At 66.6% G+C, this 16,655-nt stretch carries 25 protein-coding genes; all 25 read left to right on the top strand.

The genetic code is table 11. The features are described 5' to 3' along the window. Window positions 1-8 precede the first annotated feature (8 nt). The 25 genes from rplP (at window position 9) to guaA (ending at window position 16,630) form a co-directional block, all read left to right on the top strand. The gene (rplP, locus tag IEX18_RS01465; protein ID WP_188656839.1) at window positions 9-443 is read left to right on the top strand and encodes a 50S ribosomal protein L16; all 435 of its coding nucleotides are present in this window, start codon (window positions 9-11) and stop codon (window positions 441-443) included. 5 nt (window positions 444-448) lie between these two features. Continuing rightward, entirely contained in the window at window positions 449-652 is a 204-nt protein-coding gene (rpmC, locus tag IEX18_RS01460; protein WP_188656838.1) for a 50S ribosomal protein L29, read from the top strand. A gap of 10 nt (window positions 653-662) precedes the next feature. Then, the gene (gene rpsQ, locus IEX18_RS01455; RefSeq protein WP_188656837.1) at window positions 663-935 is read left to right on the top strand and encodes a 30S ribosomal protein S17; all 273 of its coding nucleotides are present in this window, start codon (window positions 663-665) and stop codon (window positions 933-935) included. A gap of 239 nt (window positions 936-1,174) precedes the next feature. After that, the gene (gene rplN / locus IEX18_RS01450) at window positions 1,175-1,543 is read left to right on the top strand and encodes a 50S ribosomal protein L14 (protein WP_184059266.1); all 369 of its coding nucleotides are present in this window, start codon (window positions 1,175-1,177) and stop codon (window positions 1,541-1,543) included. Then, on the top strand, window positions 1,543-1,860 hold the full coding sequence (gene rplX / locus IEX18_RS01445; RefSeq protein WP_188656836.1) for a 50S ribosomal protein L24: 318 nt from the start codon (window positions 1,543-1,545) through the stop codon (window positions 1,858-1,860). Before rplN ends, rplX begins: the two co-directional genes overlap by 1 nt. Beyond that, window positions 1,853-2,437: a 50S ribosomal protein L5 gene (rplE, locus tag IEX18_RS01440; RefSeq protein ID WP_188656835.1), complete on the top strand. Its 585-nt coding sequence runs from the start codon at window positions 1,853-1,855 to the stop codon at window positions 2,435-2,437. Before rplX ends, rplE begins: the two co-directional genes overlap by 8 nt. A gap of 54 nt (window positions 2,438-2,491) precedes the next feature. After that, a complete protein-coding gene (gene rpsN, locus IEX18_RS01435) occupies window positions 2,492-2,797 on the top strand; it encodes a 30S ribosomal protein S14 (protein WP_188656834.1) in 306 nt (101 codons plus the stop codon). Between the two features lie 12 nt (window positions 2,798-2,809). Next, window positions 2,810-3,205: a 30S ribosomal protein S8 gene (rpsH, locus tag IEX18_RS01430; protein ID WP_188656833.1), complete on the top strand. Its 396-nt coding sequence runs from the start codon at window positions 2,810-2,812 to the stop codon at window positions 3,203-3,205. Beyond that, on the top strand, window positions 3,205-3,738 hold the full coding sequence (rplF, locus tag IEX18_RS01425; RefSeq protein ID WP_188656832.1) for a 50S ribosomal protein L6: 534 nt from the start codon (window positions 3,205-3,207) through the stop codon (window positions 3,736-3,738). The genes rpsH and rplF overlap by 1 nt, the downstream gene beginning before the upstream one ends. After that, complete coding sequence (rplR, locus tag IEX18_RS01420) at window positions 3,738-4,088, top strand: 50S ribosomal protein L18 (protein WP_188656831.1); 351 nt, start codon at window positions 3,738-3,740, stop codon at window positions 4,086-4,088. Before rplF ends, rplR begins: the two co-directional genes overlap by 1 nt. Window positions 4,089-4,090: 2 nt before the next feature. After that, window positions 4,091-4,819 carry a 30S ribosomal protein S5 gene (gene rpsE, locus IEX18_RS01415; RefSeq protein WP_229664295.1) on the top strand — a complete coding sequence of 243 codons (729 nt, stop codon included), beginning with the start codon at window positions 4,091-4,093 and terminating at the stop codon, window positions 4,817-4,819. A gap of 5 nt (window positions 4,820-4,824) precedes the next feature. Next, the gene (gene rpmD, locus IEX18_RS01410; protein ID WP_188656830.1) at window positions 4,825-5,001 is read left to right on the top strand and encodes a 50S ribosomal protein L30; all 177 of its coding nucleotides are present in this window, start codon (window positions 4,825-4,827) and stop codon (window positions 4,999-5,001) included. Between the two features lie 52 nt (window positions 5,002-5,053). Continuing rightward, window positions 5,054-6,298 carry an acyltransferase family protein gene (locus tag IEX18_RS01405; protein WP_188656829.1) on the top strand — a complete coding sequence of 415 codons (1,245 nt, stop codon included), beginning with the start codon at window positions 5,054-5,056 and terminating at the stop codon, window positions 6,296-6,298. A gap of 95 nt (window positions 6,299-6,393) precedes the next feature. After that, window positions 6,394-6,924, top strand: a complete 531-nt coding sequence (gene rplO, locus IEX18_RS01400; protein ID WP_188656828.1) for a 50S ribosomal protein L15 — start codon at window positions 6,394-6,396, stop codon at window positions 6,922-6,924. A gap of 145 nt (window positions 6,925-7,069) precedes the next feature. Beyond that, the gene (secY, locus tag IEX18_RS01395) at window positions 7,070-8,434 is read left to right on the top strand and encodes a preprotein translocase subunit SecY (RefSeq protein WP_188656827.1); all 1,365 of its coding nucleotides are present in this window, start codon (window positions 7,070-7,072) and stop codon (window positions 8,432-8,434) included. 33 nt (window positions 8,435-8,467) lie between these two features. Continuing rightward, window positions 8,468-9,121, top strand: a complete 654-nt coding sequence (locus IEX18_RS01390; protein ID WP_188656826.1) for an adenylate kinase — start codon at window positions 8,468-8,470, stop codon at window positions 9,119-9,121. Window positions 9,122-9,348: 227 nt separating this feature from the next. Then, the gene (locus tag IEX18_RS01385) at window positions 9,349-10,041 is read left to right on the top strand and encodes a winged helix-turn-helix domain-containing protein (RefSeq protein ID WP_188656825.1); all 693 of its coding nucleotides are present in this window, start codon (window positions 9,349-9,351) and stop codon (window positions 10,039-10,041) included. Further along, on the top strand, window positions 10,041-11,417 hold the full coding sequence (locus tag IEX18_RS01380; protein ID WP_188656824.1) for a sensor histidine kinase: 1,377 nt from the start codon (window positions 10,041-10,043) through the stop codon (window positions 11,415-11,417). Before IEX18_RS01385 ends, IEX18_RS01380 begins: the two co-directional genes overlap by 1 nt. A gap of 35 nt (window positions 11,418-11,452) precedes the next feature. Further along, window positions 11,453-11,848, top strand: a complete 396-nt coding sequence (locus IEX18_RS01375; RefSeq protein WP_188656823.1) for an STAS/SEC14 domain-containing protein — start codon at window positions 11,453-11,455, stop codon at window positions 11,846-11,848. Window positions 11,849-11,878: 30 nt separating this feature from the next. Beyond that, on the top strand, window positions 11,879-12,112 hold the full coding sequence (locus IEX18_RS01370) for a hypothetical protein (protein ID WP_188656822.1): 234 nt from the start codon (window positions 11,879-11,881) through the stop codon (window positions 12,110-12,112). A 183-nt stretch (window positions 12,113-12,295) separates the two neighbouring features. Beyond that, window positions 12,296-12,664 carry a 30S ribosomal protein S13 gene (rpsM, locus tag IEX18_RS01365; RefSeq protein WP_188656821.1) on the top strand — a complete coding sequence of 123 codons (369 nt, stop codon included), beginning with the start codon at window positions 12,296-12,298 and terminating at the stop codon, window positions 12,662-12,664. Between the two features lie 104 nt (window positions 12,665-12,768). Continuing rightward, on the top strand, window positions 12,769-13,158 hold the full coding sequence (gene rpsK / locus IEX18_RS01360; protein WP_066486290.1) for a 30S ribosomal protein S11: 390 nt from the start codon (window positions 12,769-12,771) through the stop codon (window positions 13,156-13,158). A 110-nt stretch (window positions 13,159-13,268) separates the two neighbouring features. Next, the gene (locus IEX18_RS01355; protein WP_188656820.1) at window positions 13,269-14,333 is read left to right on the top strand and encodes a DNA-directed RNA polymerase subunit alpha; all 1,065 of its coding nucleotides are present in this window, start codon (window positions 13,269-13,271) and stop codon (window positions 14,331-14,333) included. A gap of 216 nt (window positions 14,334-14,549) precedes the next feature. Next, window positions 14,550-14,972 (top strand): 50S ribosomal protein L17, encoded by a 423-nt coding sequence (gene rplQ / locus IEX18_RS01350; protein WP_188656819.1) that lies wholly within the window; start codon window positions 14,550-14,552, stop codon window positions 14,970-14,972. A gap of 104 nt (window positions 14,973-15,076) precedes the next feature. Next, window positions 15,077-16,630, top strand: a complete 1,554-nt coding sequence (guaA, locus tag IEX18_RS01345; RefSeq protein ID WP_188656818.1) for a glutamine-hydrolyzing GMP synthase — start codon at window positions 15,077-15,079, stop codon at window positions 16,628-16,630. Window positions 16,631-16,655 lie beyond the last annotated feature (25 nt).

Raw genomic sequence — 16,655 nt, 5'->3', positions numbered from 1 at the left:
AAGAGAAAGTGCTGCAGCCAAAGCGCACCAAATTCCGCAAGGCGTTCAAGGGCCGAATCCACGGCGACGCCAAGGGCGGCACCACGCTCAACTTCGGCTCGTACGGGCTGAAGGCGCTGGAGCCGGAGCGAATCACCGCTCGCCAGATCGAGGCGGCCCGTCGTGCGATCACGCGTCACATGAAGCGCCAGGGGCGTTTGTGGATCCGCGTGTTCCCGGACGTGCCGGTCTCGTCGAAGCCGGCCGAAGTCCGCATGGGCTCGGGCAAGGGATCGCCGGAGTTCTGGGCCGCCCGCGTCAAGCCGGGCCGGATCCTGTTCGAGCTCGACGGCGTCGACGGCAAGCTCGCCGCGGAGGCGTTCGAGCGCGCGGCGATGAAGCTGCCGATCAAGACCAAGGTCGTTGCCCGCCTGGGCGACACCAGCCACCTCGGGGGCGAGTGAGAGACATGGCCAAGACCGATTTCAACGGCCAGAGCGACGACCAGCTCTCCGAGAGCCTGGGCAACCTGAAGCGCGAGCAGTTCAACCTGCGCTTCCAGGCGGCGACCAGCCAGCTCGAAAAGCCGAGCCGCGTCCGCGAGGTCCGTCGCGATATCGCGCGAATCAAGACCCTGCAGGCGCAGCGTACCGCTGCGACTGCCGAGAAGTAAGGAACGACACATGCCGAAGCGCGTGCTGACCGGAGTGATCGTCTCCGACAAGGGCGAGAAGACGGTGGTCGTGAACGTGGAGCGCAAGGTCAAGCACCCGCTCTACGGCAAGATCATCCGCCGCTCGAAGAAGTATCACGCCCATGACGAGGCGAATGAGTACAAGGCCGGCGAAACCGTGCGCATCGAAGAGATCGCGCCGATTTCCAAGCTGAAGACCTGGAAGGTGATCGAGCGGGTGAACACCCACGCGGCGCCCGAGCGGGTCGACGTCGACGCGTAATCACGTCGGGCCTCACCGTCATTCCGGCGCAGGCTGGGATGTTCGGGTGAGGGTCGGGACTGACTTCGCGAGATGCCAGCCTGGTCTGGCACGGCGGATATGGGGGAGGGGCATTGCGCTTCCCCGACGGAGCGGTTAAGGGGCCGCTCCCCCGGCGCGGGTCAGCCCGCTGCCGGGGTCGTTATTTTTAGGCCGGGCTGGGTCGGAATCCAGCCCATGAAGAGAAGGAAGCGGGATCCATGATCCAGATGCAGTCCAATCTCGACGTCGCTGACAACAGCGGCGCGAAGCGGGTGCAGTGCATCAAGGTGCTGGGCGGCTCGAAGCGCCGCACGGCGTCGGTCGGTGACATCATCGTCGTCAGCATCAAGGAAGCGCAGCCGCGCGGCCGCGTGAAGAAGGGTGACGTGCATCGCGCCGTCATCGTCCGCACCGCGAAGGACATTCACCGCGCGGACGGCTCGACCATCCGCTTCGACAGCAACGCTGCCGTGCTGGTCAACAAGAACGAGGAGCCGATCGGCACCCGTATCTTCGGGCCGGTGGTGCGCGAGCTGCGCGGCAAGAAGCACATGAAGATCATCTCGCTGGCTCCGGAGGTGCTGTAATGGCCGCCGCCAAGATCAAGAAGGGCGACCGCGTCGTCGTCCTGTCCGGCAAGGACAAGGGCAAGACCGGCACCGTCACCATCGCCATGCCGAAGGACGGCAAGGTCGTGGTCGAGGGCGTGAACATCGCGACCCGCCACCGCAAGCCGACCCAGACCAACCCGCAGGGTGGCCTGGAGCGCAGCGAAGCGCCGCTCCACATCTCGAAGGTCGCGCACGTGACCGCCGACGGCAAGCCGACCCGCGTCCGTTTCGAGACGCAGGATGGCAAGAAGGTCCGCGTGGCCGTGAAGACCGGGGAGAAGATCGATGGCTGATGCCTACAAGCCCCGGATGAAGGGGATCTACGAGGACCGCATCGTCCAGGCGATGCAGGAGAAGTTCGGCTACAAGAACGCGCTCGAGATCCCGCGCATCGAGAAGATCGTCCTGAACATGGGCGTCGGCGAGGCGACCCAGGACAAGAAGCGCGTCGAGCAGGCCGCGTCGGAGATGGAGCTGATCGCCGGTCAGAAGCCGGTCATCACCAAGGCGAAGAAGTCGATCGCGCAGTTCAAGCTGCGCGAGGGCATGCCGATCGGCGTCAAGGTGACCCTGCGCCGCGAGCGCATGTACGAGTTCCTCGACCGCTTCATCACGATCGCGCTGCCGCGCGTGCGCGACTTCCGTGGTCTGAACCCGAAGAGCTTCGACGGTCGCGGCAACTATGCCTGCGGCATCAAGGAGCAGATCATCTTCCCCGAGATCAACTATGACCGCATCGACAAGGTGCGTGGCATGGACGTGATCGTCACCACCACGGCGAAGACCGATGACGAGGCGCGCGAGCTGCTCCGTCTGTTCGGCTTCCCGTTCCCGCTGGAAGAGGCCGCCGAAGAGAAGAAGGCGGCCTGAATTCTCCCGCCCCCGGATGGTGTCCGGGGGCGTTTATAGGAAGAGCTTAAGTCCATGGCGAAACTGAGTTCGATCAACAAGAACGAGCGTCGTAAGAAGCTCGTGAAGCAATATGCTCCCAAGTACGCCAAGCTGAAGGCGCAGGCGAACGACGAGTCGCTGGACGAGACCGAGCGTCTCATCGCGCGCCTCAAGATGGCCGAGCTGCCGCGCAACGCGAACCCGACCCGCATCCGCAACCGCTGCGAGATCACCGGCCGCCCGCGCGCGTACTACCGCAAGTTCCGTCTCGCTCGCGTCATGCTGCGCGATCTTGCCAACAAGGGCATGATCCCCGGCCTCACGAAGTCGAGCTGGTAAGGACCGTTTGAGATGGCAGTGACCGATCCCGTGGGTGACCTGCTCACCCGCATCCGCAACGGCCAGCGCGCGCGCAAGGACAGCGTCCTTTCGCCGGCGTCCAAGCTGCGCGTGCGCGTCCTCGACGTGCTGCAGCGTGAGGGCTATATCCGCGGCTATTCCGAAGAGCAGATGGGCCCCGCCGCCGGCGTGCGCATCGAGCTCAAATATTTCGAGGGCCAGCCCGCGATCAAGCATATCGCGCGCGTGTCGAAGCCCGGCCGCCGTATCTATTCGGGCGCGCAGGAGCTGCCGCGCGTGATGAACGGCCTGGGCATCACCATCGTGTCGACGCCGAGCGGCGTTCTGTCCGACGCGGAGGCGCGCGAGCAGAATGTTGGCGGCGAAGTGCTGGCGGAGGTGTTCTGATGAGCCGCATCGGTAAGAAGGCGGTCGCGGTGCCTTCGGGCGTGACCGCGACGATCGCCGACAAGGTGCTGAGCGTGAAGGGTCCCAAGGGCACCCTGTCGATGTCGCTCGCCGACGAGATCAGCTATGACGTCCAGTCGGACGGCATCGCGGTGCAGCCGGCGAACGACACCAAGCGCGCCCGCGCCTTTTGGGGCATGCAGCGCACCCTGGTGCAGAACCTGGTGACGGGCGTCACCACCGGCTTCTCCAAGAAGCTGGTCATCACCGGCGTCGGCTATCGCGCCGCGGCACAGGGCAAGACCCTGAAGCTGCAGCTCGGCTACAGCCACGACGTCAACATCGACGTGCCGGAAGGCCTCGAGGTGAAGACGCCGGACGCCACCACCGTCGAGATCAGCGGCGCGGACAAGCAGAAGGTCGGCCAGCTGGCCGCCGAGATCCGCCGCTGGCGCAAGCCCGAGCCGTACAAGGGCAAGGGCATCAAGTACGACGGCGAGTTCATCTTCCGCAAGGAAGGGAAGAAGAAGTAATGACCAAGGGTCTCTCTCTTTTCGAGAAGCGCCGCCGGCGCAACCGTACCGCGCTGCGTGCGCGGGCGGGCACGCGGCCGCGCCTGTCGGTGCATCGCTCTGGCAAGCACATCTATGCGCAGGTGATCGACGACGTCGCCGGCCGCACCGTGGCGTCGGCGTCGACGCTGACGGCGCGGGACGAGTCGGGAGCGAACATCGCTGCCGCCACCGCAGTGGGCAAGCGGGTCGCCGAGGCGGCGCTGGCTGCGGGCGTGACGCAGGTCGTGTTCGATCGCGGCGGCTTCCTCTTCCATGGCCGCGTGAAGGCGCTGGCCGAGGCGGCTCGTGAAGCCGGACTGGAGTTCTAATCATGGCTGACGACAACAACGCGCAGGATCAGGCGGTCACCGCCGAGGCCGCGCCGCAGCAGCAGCCCCAGGATGGTGGTCGTGGCCCGCGCGGTCGCGGTGGCCAGGGCGGCGGTCGCGGTGGCGATCGCCGGGGTGGTGGCCGTGACGGCCGCGGCCGCCGCGAAGACCGTCGCGGCGCCGAGGACCAGGGCGAGGAGCTGATCGAGAAGCTCGTCCACATCAATCGCGTGTCGAAGACGGTGAAGGGCGGCAAGCGCTTCGGCTTCGCGGCGCTGGTCGTGGTCGGCGACGGCAAGGGCCGGGTCGGCTTCGGCCACGGCAAGGCGCGCGAGGTGCCGGAGGCGATCTCGAAGGCGACCGCGTCGGCCAAGAAGAAGATGGTCCGCGTGCCGCTGCGCGAGGGCCGGACGCTGCACCACGATGCCACCGGTCACTTCGGTGCGGGGCGCGTCTATGTCCGCTCGGCGCCGCAGGGCACCGGCATCATCGCGGGCGGCCCGATGCGCGCCGTCTTCGAGAGCCTGGGCGTGGCCGATGTGGTGACCAAGTCGGTCGGCACCTCGAACCCGTACAACATGATCCGTGCGACCTTCGAGGCGCTGGGCGACCAGACGTCGCCCAAGAGCGTCGCGCAGCGTCGCGGCAAGAAGATCGCCGACCTGCTCGGTCGCGGCCAGGGCGCCAATGCGCAGGCTGCCGAGGCCGATGCCGCGGCGATCGTGGAGTAAGCGACATGGCGACGATCAAGATCACGCAGACCGGCTCGCCGATCCGCCGCACCAAGGATCAGCGCGCGACGCTGATCGGCCTTGGCCTCAACAAGATGCACAAGGTTTCGGAGCTGCAGGACACCCCCGAGGTGCGCGGCATGATCCGCAAGGTGCAGCACATGGTGAAGGTCGACGGCTGAACCGGCTGTTCCAAGCTGAAACGCTGACCAGGAGCGGCGCGAGTCTGACGACTTGCGCCGCTTCTTCTTTGTGGCTCATGGCGATCCCGTTATCTGGGGGGATATCGTCATGGCAGTCAATCCGCTGTTCCACCATGCTGTCGTCGATGCGCGTCATCATCGTCCGGTAGAAGAACTCCAGTCCTGGCGGGGCTTGGCGGCGCTGATCGTGGTGATTTACCATTGCGCGCTCTACTATGACTATGGCGCTGCGGCCCGCTTCTGGGTGACGACCGTCTTCAATGCTCACGCGGCGGTCGTAAGTTTCTTTGTACTCAGCGGCTTCGTCCTGACATTGTCGCTCATCAAGAGCGATTTGGATGCGCGGGCCATCCTCTGCTTCTATGTGCGTCGCGCCTTCCGCATCTATCCGGCCCTTTGGGCGGCCTGCGGCTTGGGCGTCGCCTATCTGCTGATCTTCGGCGCCGGCGGGACCGAACTCGGTACCGATTGGGCGCGTCAGAATTTCGGGGGATGGCCAATGCCCGGAGGCAAGCTCGTCGCGGCTTTCGCGGGCCTGAAACCGAACCTGCCCCTGCCGATCTGGACGATGGCGGTGGAGCTGGCGGGTTCGCTCCTGCTGCCGTTTCTGGTCGTGGCGATGCGACGCTCCGTTTTCGTCTTCGCCATTCTGCTGCTGGCGCTTGGCCTTCTTTCGTGCCGGGCGACGGGCTGGCCGCTCTGGATACCGACGTATCTAGTCGACTTCGGTATCGGGGCTGCCGTGGCTTTGGCCATACCGCACCTTCGCGCAGCGCTCTCCCACCGCAGCTTTGCTCTGTCCGTCGTCATAGCCGGCTTCGGCCTGCTCTGGTTCGGCCGCATTCTGACCGGTGCCGATTATGTGCTGGCCTACAATGATCCGCTGACCGCGTTGATCGAAGCTTTCGGTGCAGCGATCATGATCGCAGCCATCCATGTGCGTCCGGCCGCAGTGCCCGCTTTGAGCGCTCCCGCAGCGATTGTTCTGGGCAACCGGTCCTATAGCCTATACCTCCTGCATCAGCCGGTCCTCGGCATCGCGACGGCGCTGGTTGCAATCGTGGCGCCGCGCTTCGTGATGGGCTCGCCCGGGACGGCAACGCTGGCGGTCCTGATGGCGACCCTGATGGCGACGATGCCGTTGGCGGCCTGGAGCTTTCGTCATGTCGAAGTGCCGGCGATGCGTATGGGGCGGCGCATCGGCCGAGTTCTCGAACGGTCTCCTGCGACATCGTCCCGATGCATGTCGAGCAGTCTGCAGGCATCGGGCGGCTGACATGTCGCAATCTGCGTGACATTTCGCGGCAGGGTCGCTAAGCGGCCGCCTTCCATTTTTCACCAGCGCGACAAAAGCGAAAGCGAGTGCATATCATGAAGCTGAACGAACTCCGGGACAATCAGGGCGCCCGCAAGTCCAAGATCCGCGTCGGGCGTGGCATCGGCTCGGGCAAGGGCAAGACCGCCGGCCGTGGCCAGAAGGGCCAGAAGAGCCGCGAGGGCGTCTCGATCGCCGGCTTCGAGGGCGGCCAGATGCCGCTCCACATGCGTCTGCCGAAGCGCGGCTTCAACAACATCTTCGCCAAGGACTATGCCGAGGTGAACCTGGGCGCGATCCAGAAGGCGGTGGATGCGGGCAAGCTCGCCACCGACGGCACGATCGATCATGCGGCGCTCAAGGCGGCCGGTCTCGCCCGTGGCGGCAAGGACGGCGTGCGCCTGCTCGGCAAGGGCGAGTTCAGCGCGAAGCTGTCCTTCCTGGTGGCCGGCGTGTCGGCCTCCGCGCGCGAGGCGGTCGAGAAGGCCGGCGGTTCGATCGAGGTGCCGACCGTCGTGCCGGCCGCCGAGAAGGCCGCTGCCAAGAAGGGCAAGGCCCGCGAGGCACGGCTGGCCAAGAAGGCCTGATCCGCGCCGATCCGCCGCGATCGGATCGTGGCGGGCAGCAGGATGGGCCGGCCGGCATTAGACAAGGCGCATTGCGCGCCTATATGAGCGGCGGGGCGGGTCAAAACGCATCCCGCCGTTCTTCGTTTCCAGGATATCGACACGCATGGCATCCGCAGCCGACCGCATGCAGCAAAGCATCAACCTGGCCAAATTCGCGCAGGCGACCGACCTCAAGAAGCGGCTGTGGTTCACGATCGGCGCGCTGATCGTCTTCCGCCTCCTGTCCTATGTCCCGCTCCCGGGCGTCGACCCGACCGCCCTCGGGCTGCTGAGCCAGCGGACGACGGGCGGCGTGCTCGACTTCTTCAACACCTTCTCGGGCGGCTCGCTGAGCCGCATGTCGCTGATCGCGCTGGGTGTGATGCCCTACATCACGGCCTCGATCGTGGTGCAGCTGGCGACGTCGCTCAGCCCCAAGCTCGCCGCGATCAAGAAGGAAGGCGAGAGCGGTCGCAAGAAGCTGAACCAGATCACCCGCTACGGCACGGTGCTGCTGACCGCGATCCAGGGCTATTTCATCGCGGTCGGGCTCGAGGCGCTGGGCGCGTCGTCCGGCGTGCAGGCGGTGATCGAGCCGGGCTTCACCTTCCGCATCGCCGCCGTCATCTCGCTGATCGGCGGGACCATGTTCCTGATGTGGCTGGGCGAGCAGATCACCAGCCGCGGCATCGGCAACGGCGTGTCGCTGATCATCATGGCGGGCATCGTCGCGCATCTGCCGACGACGCTGATCAACCTGCTGGAGGGCGGCCGCTCGGGCAGCCTCGACCCGCTGCGCCTGATCGGCATAGTGGTCGCGGTCGTCGCGCTGATCCTGTTCATCTGCTTCATGGAGCGGGCGCAGCGCCGCATCCTGATCCAATATCCCAAGCGTCAGACGCAGCGCGGCATGCAGGCCGATCGCAGCCACCTGCCGCTGAAGCTCAACACCGCAGGCGTGATCCCTCCGATCTTCGCCTCGTCGCTGCTGCTGATGCCGCTGACGATCTCGCAGTTCGCCGGCCAGCGCGTTGCGGGTGAGAGCGCCTGGGGCGACTTCATCATCTCGCTCAACCAGTATCTGCAGCATGGCAGCCCGGTGTACATGGCGCTCTATGGCGCCGGCATCATCTTCTTCTCGTTCTTCTACACCGCCGTGGTGTTTAATCCCGAGGAGACGGCGGACAATCTGAAGCGCTATGGCGGTTTCATCCCCGGCATCCGCCCGGGCAAGAATACCGAGAGCTATTTCGACTACGTCCTCACCCGCATCACGGTGATCGGCGCGGCCTATCTGCTCGTCATCTGCCTGTTGCCGGAATATCTCGTCTCGGCCCTGTCGATCCCCTTCTATCTGGGCGGGACCAGCCTGTTGATCGTGGTCAACGTCACGATGGACACGGTGACGCAGATCCAGTCTCATCTGCTGGCGCATCAATATGGCGACCTGATCAAGAAGGCCAAGCTGAAGGGCGGCCGCCTGCGCTGATCCGCGCGGGCAGGCGGCACAAAGGGGAGAGCGATGAACATCATCCTGTTGGGTCCGCCGGGCGCGGGCAAGGGCACGCAGGCGGCCAAGCTGGTCGGCGAGCGCGGCATGGTCCAGCTCTCGACGGGCGACATGTTGCGGGCGGCGGTCAAGGCCGGCACCCCCGTCGGCCTCCAGGCCAAGGCGGTCATGGATGCGGGCGAGCTGGTGTCCGACGCGATCGTCTCGGCGCTGATCGGCGAGCGGCTGGATCAGGGCGTCGACCGCGGCGCCATCTTCGACGGCTATCCGCGCACCACCGCCCAGGCGGAGGCGCTCGACCTGCTCCTGTCGGAGCGTGGGCAGCAACTCGACTGGGTGATCGAGCTGGAGGTCGACGAAGCCGCGCTGACCGAGCGTATCGTCGGCCGCTACACCTGCGCGACTTGCGGTGCGGGCTATCACGACAGTTTCAAGCAGCCCGCGATCGCAGGTGTCTGCGACGTCTGCGGATCGACGGACTTCAAGCGCCGCCCGGACGACAATGCCGAGACCGTCGCGACCCGGATGGCCGAGTATCGCGCCAAGACGGCTCCGATCCTGCCTTTCTACGAAGCGCGCGGGCTCGTCCGCCGGGTCGACGGCATGGCGGACATGGATGCCGTAGGTCAGGCGATCTCAGGGATCCTCGACGCGCCGCGCGGCTGAACGGTCGCTCGGCCATGCCGCTCCGGTCGCGTGACCACTTTGTCATGTCGCCGTCACCTGCCGGCGAGTTCCCCGGCGCTATCCCCTTGTCATCGGGGCGGGATCATCCCCGCCACCAGCAAGATCATGGGATCGGTGCCCGAACTCCCGGGGGTGCCGTAGGGGCCGGCGGAGAGGATGCTTTCCGCCGGCCTTTGCTGTAGAAGGCGGAGGAAGAGACGCGGGCCATGACACGCAAGATCCTGATCGTCGAGGACGACCCCTCCACTGCCGCCTATCTGGAAAAGGGCCTGGTCGAGGCCGGCTATTCCGTCGAAACGTCTGCCGACGGCCGGGACGGGCTGTTCCTGGCCAGCGAGGGCGTGTTCGATCTGGTGATCGCGGATCGTATGCTGCCGGGGATCGACGGGCTGTCGATGGTCGGGGCCCTTCGCGCCGCGAAGATCGCGACGCCGGTGCTGGTCCTGTCCGCGCTCGCATCGGTGGACGACCGGGTGGATGGATTGAAGGCCGGGGCCGACGACTATCTGTGCAAGCCCTTCTCCTTCGCCGAGCTGTCGGCGCGGATCGAGGCGCTCGTCCGTCGCGCCGACCGCGCCGCGACCGAGCCGCTGAAGACGCGCCTGTCGGTCGGGGACCTGGAGATCGACCTCTTGTCGCGTCACGTGACACGGGCGGGCCGGGTCATCCCGCTGGGTGGTCGCGAGTTCAACCTGCTCGAGTTCCTCGCCCGCCATGCCGGCCAGGTCGTGACCCGCACGATGATGCTCGAGAAGATCTGGAACTATCACTTCGATCCCGGATCGAACGTGGTCGACGTCCATATCGGGCGCCTGCGCCGCAAGCTCGAAGACGGGTTCGCGTCGCCCATCCTCCATACCGTGCGCGGTGCGGGCTATCGGCTGGCTGCCGACGGGTGATGCCGGCGCGCCGGACCGGAGGCCTGTCGGTCACGGCGCGGATCGCGTTGCTGGCGATCGCGCTGGCGCTGATCTCGAATCTCGTGCTGGTCGGCTTCGTGTGGAAGCGGACGCATGACGATGCGCTCGCCGCCGCCCGGCGGGAGATGATCGAGCAATCGGATGCGCTGCTCGCGATCTGGCGGACGGGCGGCATGCGGGATCTGTCCGCAGCGGTGCAGGACGTCCGGCCGCCGGGCGACGTGTCGCTGGTCGTCGCGCTGCTCGACGGGAAGGGCCGTCGTCTGGTCGGCTATGCGCCCGCTCGCGTCATGGTGCCGATCCGCCAGACACGGTTTCGCGTCGCCCGTCTGGCCAGCGAGGGCGCGTGGAGCCAGCATGATACCGGCTATCTGCTGCACGCGGTCGGCCCCTATTGGCTGCTGACCGGCCGCAATCTCGACGTGATCGAGGCGGAGCAGCGGGCGATCGAAAGCGCGCTGGCGCTGGCCGTGACCCTGTCGCTGGCGATGGGCATAGTCGCGGGGCTGGTGCTCGCGCGCTATGTGGGGCGCCGGCTCGATCGGATCGCGGGCGTGATCGAGGCCGCGGAGCGGGGCGACCTCAGCCAGCGTGTCGAGATGGTGGCGGGGGGCAGCGACGGTTTCGACCGGCTGGCGATGCAGCTCAATACCATGCTCGACCGCATCGAGCGGCTGATGGCCGAGCTGCGGGTCGTGACCGACAGTCTCGCCCATGATCTCCGCTCGCCGCTCGCCCGGCTTCGCACCAAGGCCGAGCAGGCGGTGCTGGCGCCCGATCCCCAGATCCGGGACACGCTGCTCGGCGGTCTGCTCAGCGAGACCGACATCGTCATGCGCATGCTGACCATGGTGATCGAGATCAGCCGGGCCGAGTCGGTCTCGCGCGACCGGTTCACGCGGGTCGATCCGGTCGAACTGATCGAGGAGATCGCCGACCTGTACGGCCCGGTGGCGGAGGAAGCGGGGCTGGCCTTCGACCTCGTCATCGAGGGGGCCGGCGGCCCCTTGCGGCTCCATCGCGAGTTGCTGACTCAGGCGATCACCAACCTCATCGACAATGGACTCAAGCACGGCGCCAGCGGCGGAGCTCTGACGCTGAGGCTGGTGAGGACCGACGACGCGCTGGCGATCCGCGTCGAGGATCGCGGCCCTGGCATCGCGGCAGAGGATCGGCCTGCGGCACTGCGTCGCTTCGGTCGCCTCGACGCCGCGCGGACGACGCCGGGTTCGGGCCTCGGCATGGCGCTGGTCGAAACCGTCGCACGGTTGCACGGGGGCAGGGTCGAGCTGTCCGAGAACCGGCCCGGGCTGGTTGCGGAGATCGTGCTGCCGGCGGTCGCCATCCCGCGCTAACCCAAAAGCAATCAACCCAGATCTAAGGTGAGGCCATGGCCGACCCGCTTTTCCTTATCGAGCCCGACTCGGCGCGCAAGCTGCTGCGGATCACCCAGACGGGCAACTGGACGATGGAGACGGTGCAGCGCTACGCCGCCGCGCTGGCGGACGCAGTGCGGCACATGATGCTGGTCGACGGCGTGAAGCATGGCGAGCTGATCACGCTGATCGACATGACGAGCAAGGGCGTGTTGCCGCGCGAGGTCGCGGACGCGCTCGGCAGGATGGTCCGCCCGGACTCGCCGTCACGGCGCATCGCCTTCGTGACCAAAGGGGCGCTGCATCGCCTGCAGGCGCGGCGGCTGGTGTCGGATCCGCGCGTCCGCATCTTCGATCGCCAGGAGGACGCCATGGCATGGTTGATGGAGCAGGACGCGATCGCGGCCTGACAGAACGGACCGAGCGCGCTAGGTCGCGGCATGGACGCCCTGACCGCCTTCGGCCTGTTCGCCGTCACCTTCATGCTGATCTGCTACATGCTGGAGGATCGCGCGCCGTTCTGGACCTTTCTGTTCGCGCTTGGCTGCCTGATGGGATCGGCCTATGGCTTCCTCCAGGGCGCGTGGCCGTTCGGGGCGGTCGAGCTGATCTGGTTCGTCGTCGCGTTGCGCCGCTGGGTCGGGCTGCGATCGCCGGCGGAACCCGACCGATGACGGGGTCGTTGATCCTGCCTGTTGACAGCGCCTTGCCCCGCGCTTAACTGACCCTCACTCCGCAACACCGGTTTCCGGCGGCGCATGTTTGCGCACGCCGCTATCGTGCTTTCGGAGTCATCGCGTCGAGATAGCGGTCGTGCTGCCATGCCGGTCGCTGTGGAGCTAGGAGTATTCAGTCACATGGCACGTATCGCGGGTGTCAACATCCCGACCAACAAGCGCGTGGTGATCGCGCTGACCTACATCCACGGCATCGGCCCCGCCCATGCCAAGGCCATCACCGACAAGCTGTCGATCGCTCCGGAGCGTCGCGTCCAGGACCTGACGGATCAGGAAGTGCTCCAGATCCGCGAGACCATCGACGCCGACTATACCGTCGAGGGTGATCTTCGTCGCGAGACCGCGATGAACATCAAGCGGCTGATGGATCTGGCCTGCTATCGCGGCCTGCGTCATCGCAAGGGCCTTCCGGTCCGCGGCCAGCGCACGCACACCAATGCGCGCACCCGCAAGGGCAAGGCGAAGCCGATCGCGGGCAAGAAGAAGTAAGGATCGGTCCGGGGGACTGATTTCGTCTTCTTCTCCGCCGGAGGCAGGCGCGAGGCGGACAGCCCGCCGGCCTCCGTATCACGGATAAAGGTCAGGAATAACAAATGGCACAAGCACCGCAGCGCCTTCGCCGTCGCGAGCGCAAGAACATCACCGCCGGCGTCGCGCATGTGAACGCCAGCTTCAACAACACCATGATCACCATCACCGATGCGCAAGGCAATGCGATCAGCTGGTCTTCGGCCGGCATGATGGGCTTCAAGGGCAGCCGCAAGTCGACTCCGTACGCTGCGCAGGTCGCGGCCGAGGATGCCGGCAAGAAGGCGGCCGAGCACGGCGTGCGTACGCTCGAGGTCGAGGTGAAGGGTCCGGGTTCGGGCCGCGAGTCGGCGCTGCGCGCGCTGCAGGCGGTCGGCTTCCAGATCACCTCGATCCGCGACGTCACCTCGATCCCGCACAACGGCGTCCGCCCCTCCAAGCGTCGCCGCGTCTGATCGCGGCGGGGCGCATCGCCCCGTCGACGTCAGACTTCGCGCCGGCTGACGAGTCGGCGCCGTTTATCCGAGGCCGGCCTCCCCACCGGCCTCCAACCCAGGGGAACCCCGTGGCTGTCAACGCAAAGAACTGGCAGGAACTCAAGAAGCCGAACGGCCTGGAGAAGAAGGGCGGCGACGGCAAGCGCAAGGCGACCTTCGTCGCCGAGCCGCTGGAGCGGGGCTTCGGCCTGACGCTCGGCAACGCGCTGCGCCGCGTGCTGCTCTCGTCGCTGCAGGGCGCTGCCGTCACCTCGATCAAGATCGAGAATGTGCTGCACGAGTTCTCCAGCCTGGCGGGCGTCCGCGAGGACGTGACCGACATCGTCCTCAACGTGAAGCAGATCGCGCTCAAGATGCAGGGCGAGGGGCCGAAGCGCCTCCAGCTCTCCGCGACCGGTCCGGCCGAGGTGAAGGCGGGCGATATCGCCGTTTCGGGCGACATCGAGGTGATGAATAAGGACCTCGTGATCTGCCATCTCGACGAGGGCGCGACCTTCAACATGGAGCTGACGGCGGACGTCGGTAAGGGCTATGTCCCCGCCGCCGCAAACCGCCCGGCGGATGCGCCGATCGGCCTGATCCCGGTCGACGCGCTCTATTCGCCGGTGCGCCAGGTCTCGTACAAGGTCGATCCGACCCGCGTCGGCCAGGATCTCGATTACGACAAGCTCACGCTGACGATCGAGACCGACGGCACCGTCACGCCGGAAGACGCCGTGGCCTATGCCGGTCGCATCCTTCAGGACCAGCTGGCGCTGTTCGTGCACTTCGACGATTCGTCGATCACGCGCTCGGCCCCGATCGGCCATGCCGCGGCCCCGGCCGCCGGTGCGGAGCCGGCGGGCGACACCCAGCAGATCAACCGCTACCTTCTCAAGAAGGTGGACGAGCTGGAACTGTCGGTCCGTTCGGCGAACTGCCTGAAGAACGACAACATCATCTATATCGGCGATCTGGTCGGCAAGACCGAGGCCGAGATGCTGCGCACCCCGAACTTCGGCCGCAAGTCGCTCAACGAGATCAAGGAAGTGCTCTCGTCCATGGGCCTGCGCCTCGGCATGGAGATCCCGGGCTGGCCGCCCGAGAACATCGAGGAAATGGCCAAGAAGCTCGAGCAGGAAATTATGGGCTGAGCCTGCACCGGCGCAAGCCTGCTTGCGCCGGAGACAGGTCAGGCCCGGCCAGCGGGGCCGTAGGCTCCGACTGACGGCGCGGGAATTGCTCCCGCGTCGTGGCCGCTTTTCAGAGGTTCCGGTTCAGGCTGGAACGACGGTTTTTCGGTTGGCTCACCGTCCCGACCAGGTCTGGGGTACCGTGACACGGCCCCTTAACGAACGAAGGAACTAACCATGCGTCATCGCGTCGGCGGCCGTAAGCTGCAGCGTACCTCGGCCCACCGTATCGCCCTGTTCCGCAACATGGCGGCGGCGCTCATCAAGCACGAGCAGATCACCACCACCCTCGCCAAGGCGAAGGAGCTGCGTCCCTATGTCGAGAAGCTGGTAACGCTCGGCAAGAAGGGCGGCCTGTCCAACCGTCGTCTGGCGCATGCGCGCCTGCTCGACGACGCGCAGCTGGTGAAGCTGTTCGACGTCATCGCGTCGCGCTACGCCGATCGCAACGGCGGCTATACCCGCATCATCAAGGCCGGCCCCCGCCAGTCGGACGCCGCCGAGATGGCGATCATCGAGTTCGTCGATCGCGATGTGTCGGCGAAGGGCCAGGACTCGGGTCCGGTAATCAGCGACGAGGATTTCGACGCCGCCGCCTGATCCGGATCGCGGCCTGACCGCCGCGACCTGACCGAAAGAGGCCGCGCTTCCCCGGGGAGGCGCGGCCTCTTTCGTTATCGGCTGCATCCCGCTATCGCGCCGCGATGGAACACCCCGACAGCATCCTCATCGTCGATTTCGGCAGCCAGGTGACCCAGCTGATCGCACGTCGCGTGCGCGAGGCGGGGGTCTATTCGGAGATCGCGCCCTTCCAGTCCGCCGCTGCGGCCTTCGCGCGGATGCAGCCCAAGGGCATCGTGCTGTCGGGCGGTCCGGCCTCGGTTCTCGACGAGGGTAGCCCCCGCATCCCGCAGGCGATCCTCGACAGCGGCCTGCCCATCCTGGGCATCTGCTACGGCCAGCAGGCGCTGACCCAGCAGCTCGGCGGCCGCGTCGAGAAGGGCGTGGGCGGCGAATTCGGCGAGGCGTTCGTCGAGATCGACCAGGCCTGCGCACTGTTCGACGGCCTCTGGACGAGCGGCGAGCGGCATCAGGTCTGGATGAGCCATGGCGACCATGTCGCGCAGCTCGCGCCCGGGTTCCGCCCCGTCGCCTCGAGCAAGGGCGCCCCCTTCGCGATCATCGCCGACGATGCGCGCCGGATCTATGCGATGCAGTTCCACCCGGAGGTCGTCCATACGCCCGATGGCGCGAAGCTGATCGCGAACTTCGCCCGCCATGTTTGCGGGCTCGCCGGCGACTGGAGCATGGCCGAGTTCCGGGCCGCGAAGATCGCCGAGATCAGGGCGCAGGTCGGCGAGGGCAGGGTGATCTGCGGCCTGTCGGGCGGTGTCGATTCGGCGGTGGCCGCGGTGCTGATCCATGAGGCGATCGGCGAGCAGCTCACCTGCGTCTTCGTCGATCATGGCCTGATGCGGGCGGGCGAGGCCGATCAGGTGGTCGGCCTGTTCCGCGGCCATTACAATATCCCGCTCGTTCATGTGAACGCGGAGACGCTGTTCCTGTCGGGCCTTGCAGGCGTCACCGACCCCGAGGCCAAGCGCAAGTTCATCGGCAAGACCTTCATCGACGTGTTCGAGGAAGAGGCGCGCAAGATCGGAGGCGCGCAGTTCCTGGCGCAGGGCACGCTCTACCCCGATGTGATCGAGAGCGTCAGCTTCACCGGGGGCCCGTCGGTGACGATCAAGAGCCACCACAATGTCGGCGGCCTGCCCGAGCGGATGAACATGCAGCTGGTCGAGCCGCTGCGCGAATTGTTCAAGGACGAGGTGCGCGCATTGGGCCGCGAGCTGGGCCTGCCCGACATCTTCGTCGGACGGCATCCCTTCCCCGGTCCGGGCCTCGCCATCCGCATTCCGGGCGAGGTGAGCAAGGAGCGCTGCGACATCCTGCGCAAGGCGGACGCGATCTATCTGGAGGAGATCCGCAATGCGGGCCTCTACGACGCGATCTGGCAGGCCTTCGCGGTGCTGCTGCCGGTTCGGACCGTCGGCGTGATGGGGGACGCGCGCACCTATGATTCGGTGCTGGCTCTCCGGGCGGTCACCTCGGTGGACGGGATGACGGCGCAGGCCTTCCAGTTCCCCGGCGACTTCCTGCCGCGGGTCGCCACCCGCATCATCAACGAGGTGAAGGGCGTCAATCGCGTCACCTACGACTATACGTCGAAGCCGCCCGGCACGATCGAGTGGGAGTGAGGACCAAGGGGGGACTTGAGGCGGC

Origin of the sequence: Sphingomonas metalli, from assembly GCF_014641735.1 — a bacterium.
Classification (GTDB): Bacteria; Pseudomonadota; Alphaproteobacteria; order Sphingomonadales; family Sphingomonadaceae; genus Sphingomonas; species Sphingomonas metalli.
Note: the sequence above shows the minus strand (reverse complement) of the source record. Positions and strands in the feature narration are given on the sequence as shown.

Excerpts from the sequence above, each read along its gene's own strand:
- rpmC (WP_188656838.1), top strand. The coding sequence starts at position 449 with ATGGCCAAGACCGATTTCAACGGCCAGAGCGACGACCAGCTCTCCGAG.
- rpsQ (WP_188656837.1), top strand. The coding sequence starts at position 663 with ATGCCGAAGCGCGTGCTGACCGGAGTGATCGTCTCCGACAAGGGCGAG.
- rplN (WP_184059266.1), top strand. The coding sequence starts at position 1,175 with ATGATCCAGATGCAGTCCAATCTCGACGTCGCTGACAACAGCGGCGCG.
- rplX (WP_188656836.1), top strand. The coding sequence starts at position 1,543 with ATGGCCGCCGCCAAGATCAAGAAGGGCGACCGCGTCGTCGTCCTGTCC.
- rplE (WP_188656835.1), top strand. The coding sequence starts at position 1,853 with ATGGCTGATGCCTACAAGCCCCGGATGAAGGGGATCTACGAGGACCGC.
- rpsN (WP_188656834.1), top strand. The coding sequence starts at position 2,492 with ATGGCGAAACTGAGTTCGATCAACAAGAACGAGCGTCGTAAGAAGCTC.
- rpsH (WP_188656833.1), top strand. The coding sequence starts at position 2,810 with ATGGCAGTGACCGATCCCGTGGGTGACCTGCTCACCCGCATCCGCAAC.
- rplF (WP_188656832.1), top strand. The coding sequence starts at position 3,205 with ATGAGCCGCATCGGTAAGAAGGCGGTCGCGGTGCCTTCGGGCGTGACC.
- rplR (WP_188656831.1), top strand. The coding sequence starts at position 3,738 with ATGACCAAGGGTCTCTCTCTTTTCGAGAAGCGCCGCCGGCGCAACCGT.
- rpsE (WP_229664295.1), top strand. The coding sequence starts at position 4,091 with ATGGCTGACGACAACAACGCGCAGGATCAGGCGGTCACCGCCGAGGCC.
- rpmD (WP_188656830.1), top strand. The coding sequence starts at position 4,825 with ATGGCGACGATCAAGATCACGCAGACCGGCTCGCCGATCCGCCGCACC.
- rplO (WP_188656828.1), top strand. The coding sequence starts at position 6,394 with ATGAAGCTGAACGAACTCCGGGACAATCAGGGCGCCCGCAAGTCCAAG.
- secY (WP_188656827.1), top strand. The coding sequence starts at position 7,070 with ATGGCATCCGCAGCCGACCGCATGCAGCAAAGCATCAACCTGGCCAAA.
- IEX18_RS01390 (WP_188656826.1), top strand. The coding sequence starts at position 8,468 with ATGAACATCATCCTGTTGGGTCCGCCGGGCGCGGGCAAGGGCACGCAG.
- IEX18_RS01385 (WP_188656825.1), top strand. The coding sequence starts at position 9,349 with ATGACACGCAAGATCCTGATCGTCGAGGACGACCCCTCCACTGCCGCC.
- IEX18_RS01380 (WP_188656824.1), top strand. The coding sequence starts at position 10,041 with ATGCCGGCGCGCCGGACCGGAGGCCTGTCGGTCACGGCGCGGATCGCG.
- IEX18_RS01375 (WP_188656823.1), top strand. The coding sequence starts at position 11,453 with ATGGCCGACCCGCTTTTCCTTATCGAGCCCGACTCGGCGCGCAAGCTG.
- IEX18_RS01370 (WP_188656822.1), top strand. The coding sequence starts at position 11,879 with ATGGACGCCCTGACCGCCTTCGGCCTGTTCGCCGTCACCTTCATGCTG.
- rpsM (WP_188656821.1), top strand. The coding sequence starts at position 12,296 with ATGGCACGTATCGCGGGTGTCAACATCCCGACCAACAAGCGCGTGGTG.
- rpsK (WP_066486290.1), top strand. The coding sequence starts at position 12,769 with ATGGCACAAGCACCGCAGCGCCTTCGCCGTCGCGAGCGCAAGAACATC.
- rplQ (WP_188656819.1), top strand. The coding sequence starts at position 14,550 with ATGCGTCATCGCGTCGGCGGCCGTAAGCTGCAGCGTACCTCGGCCCAC.
- guaA (WP_188656818.1), top strand. The coding sequence starts at position 15,077 with ATGGAACACCCCGACAGCATCCTCATCGTCGATTTCGGCAGCCAGGTG.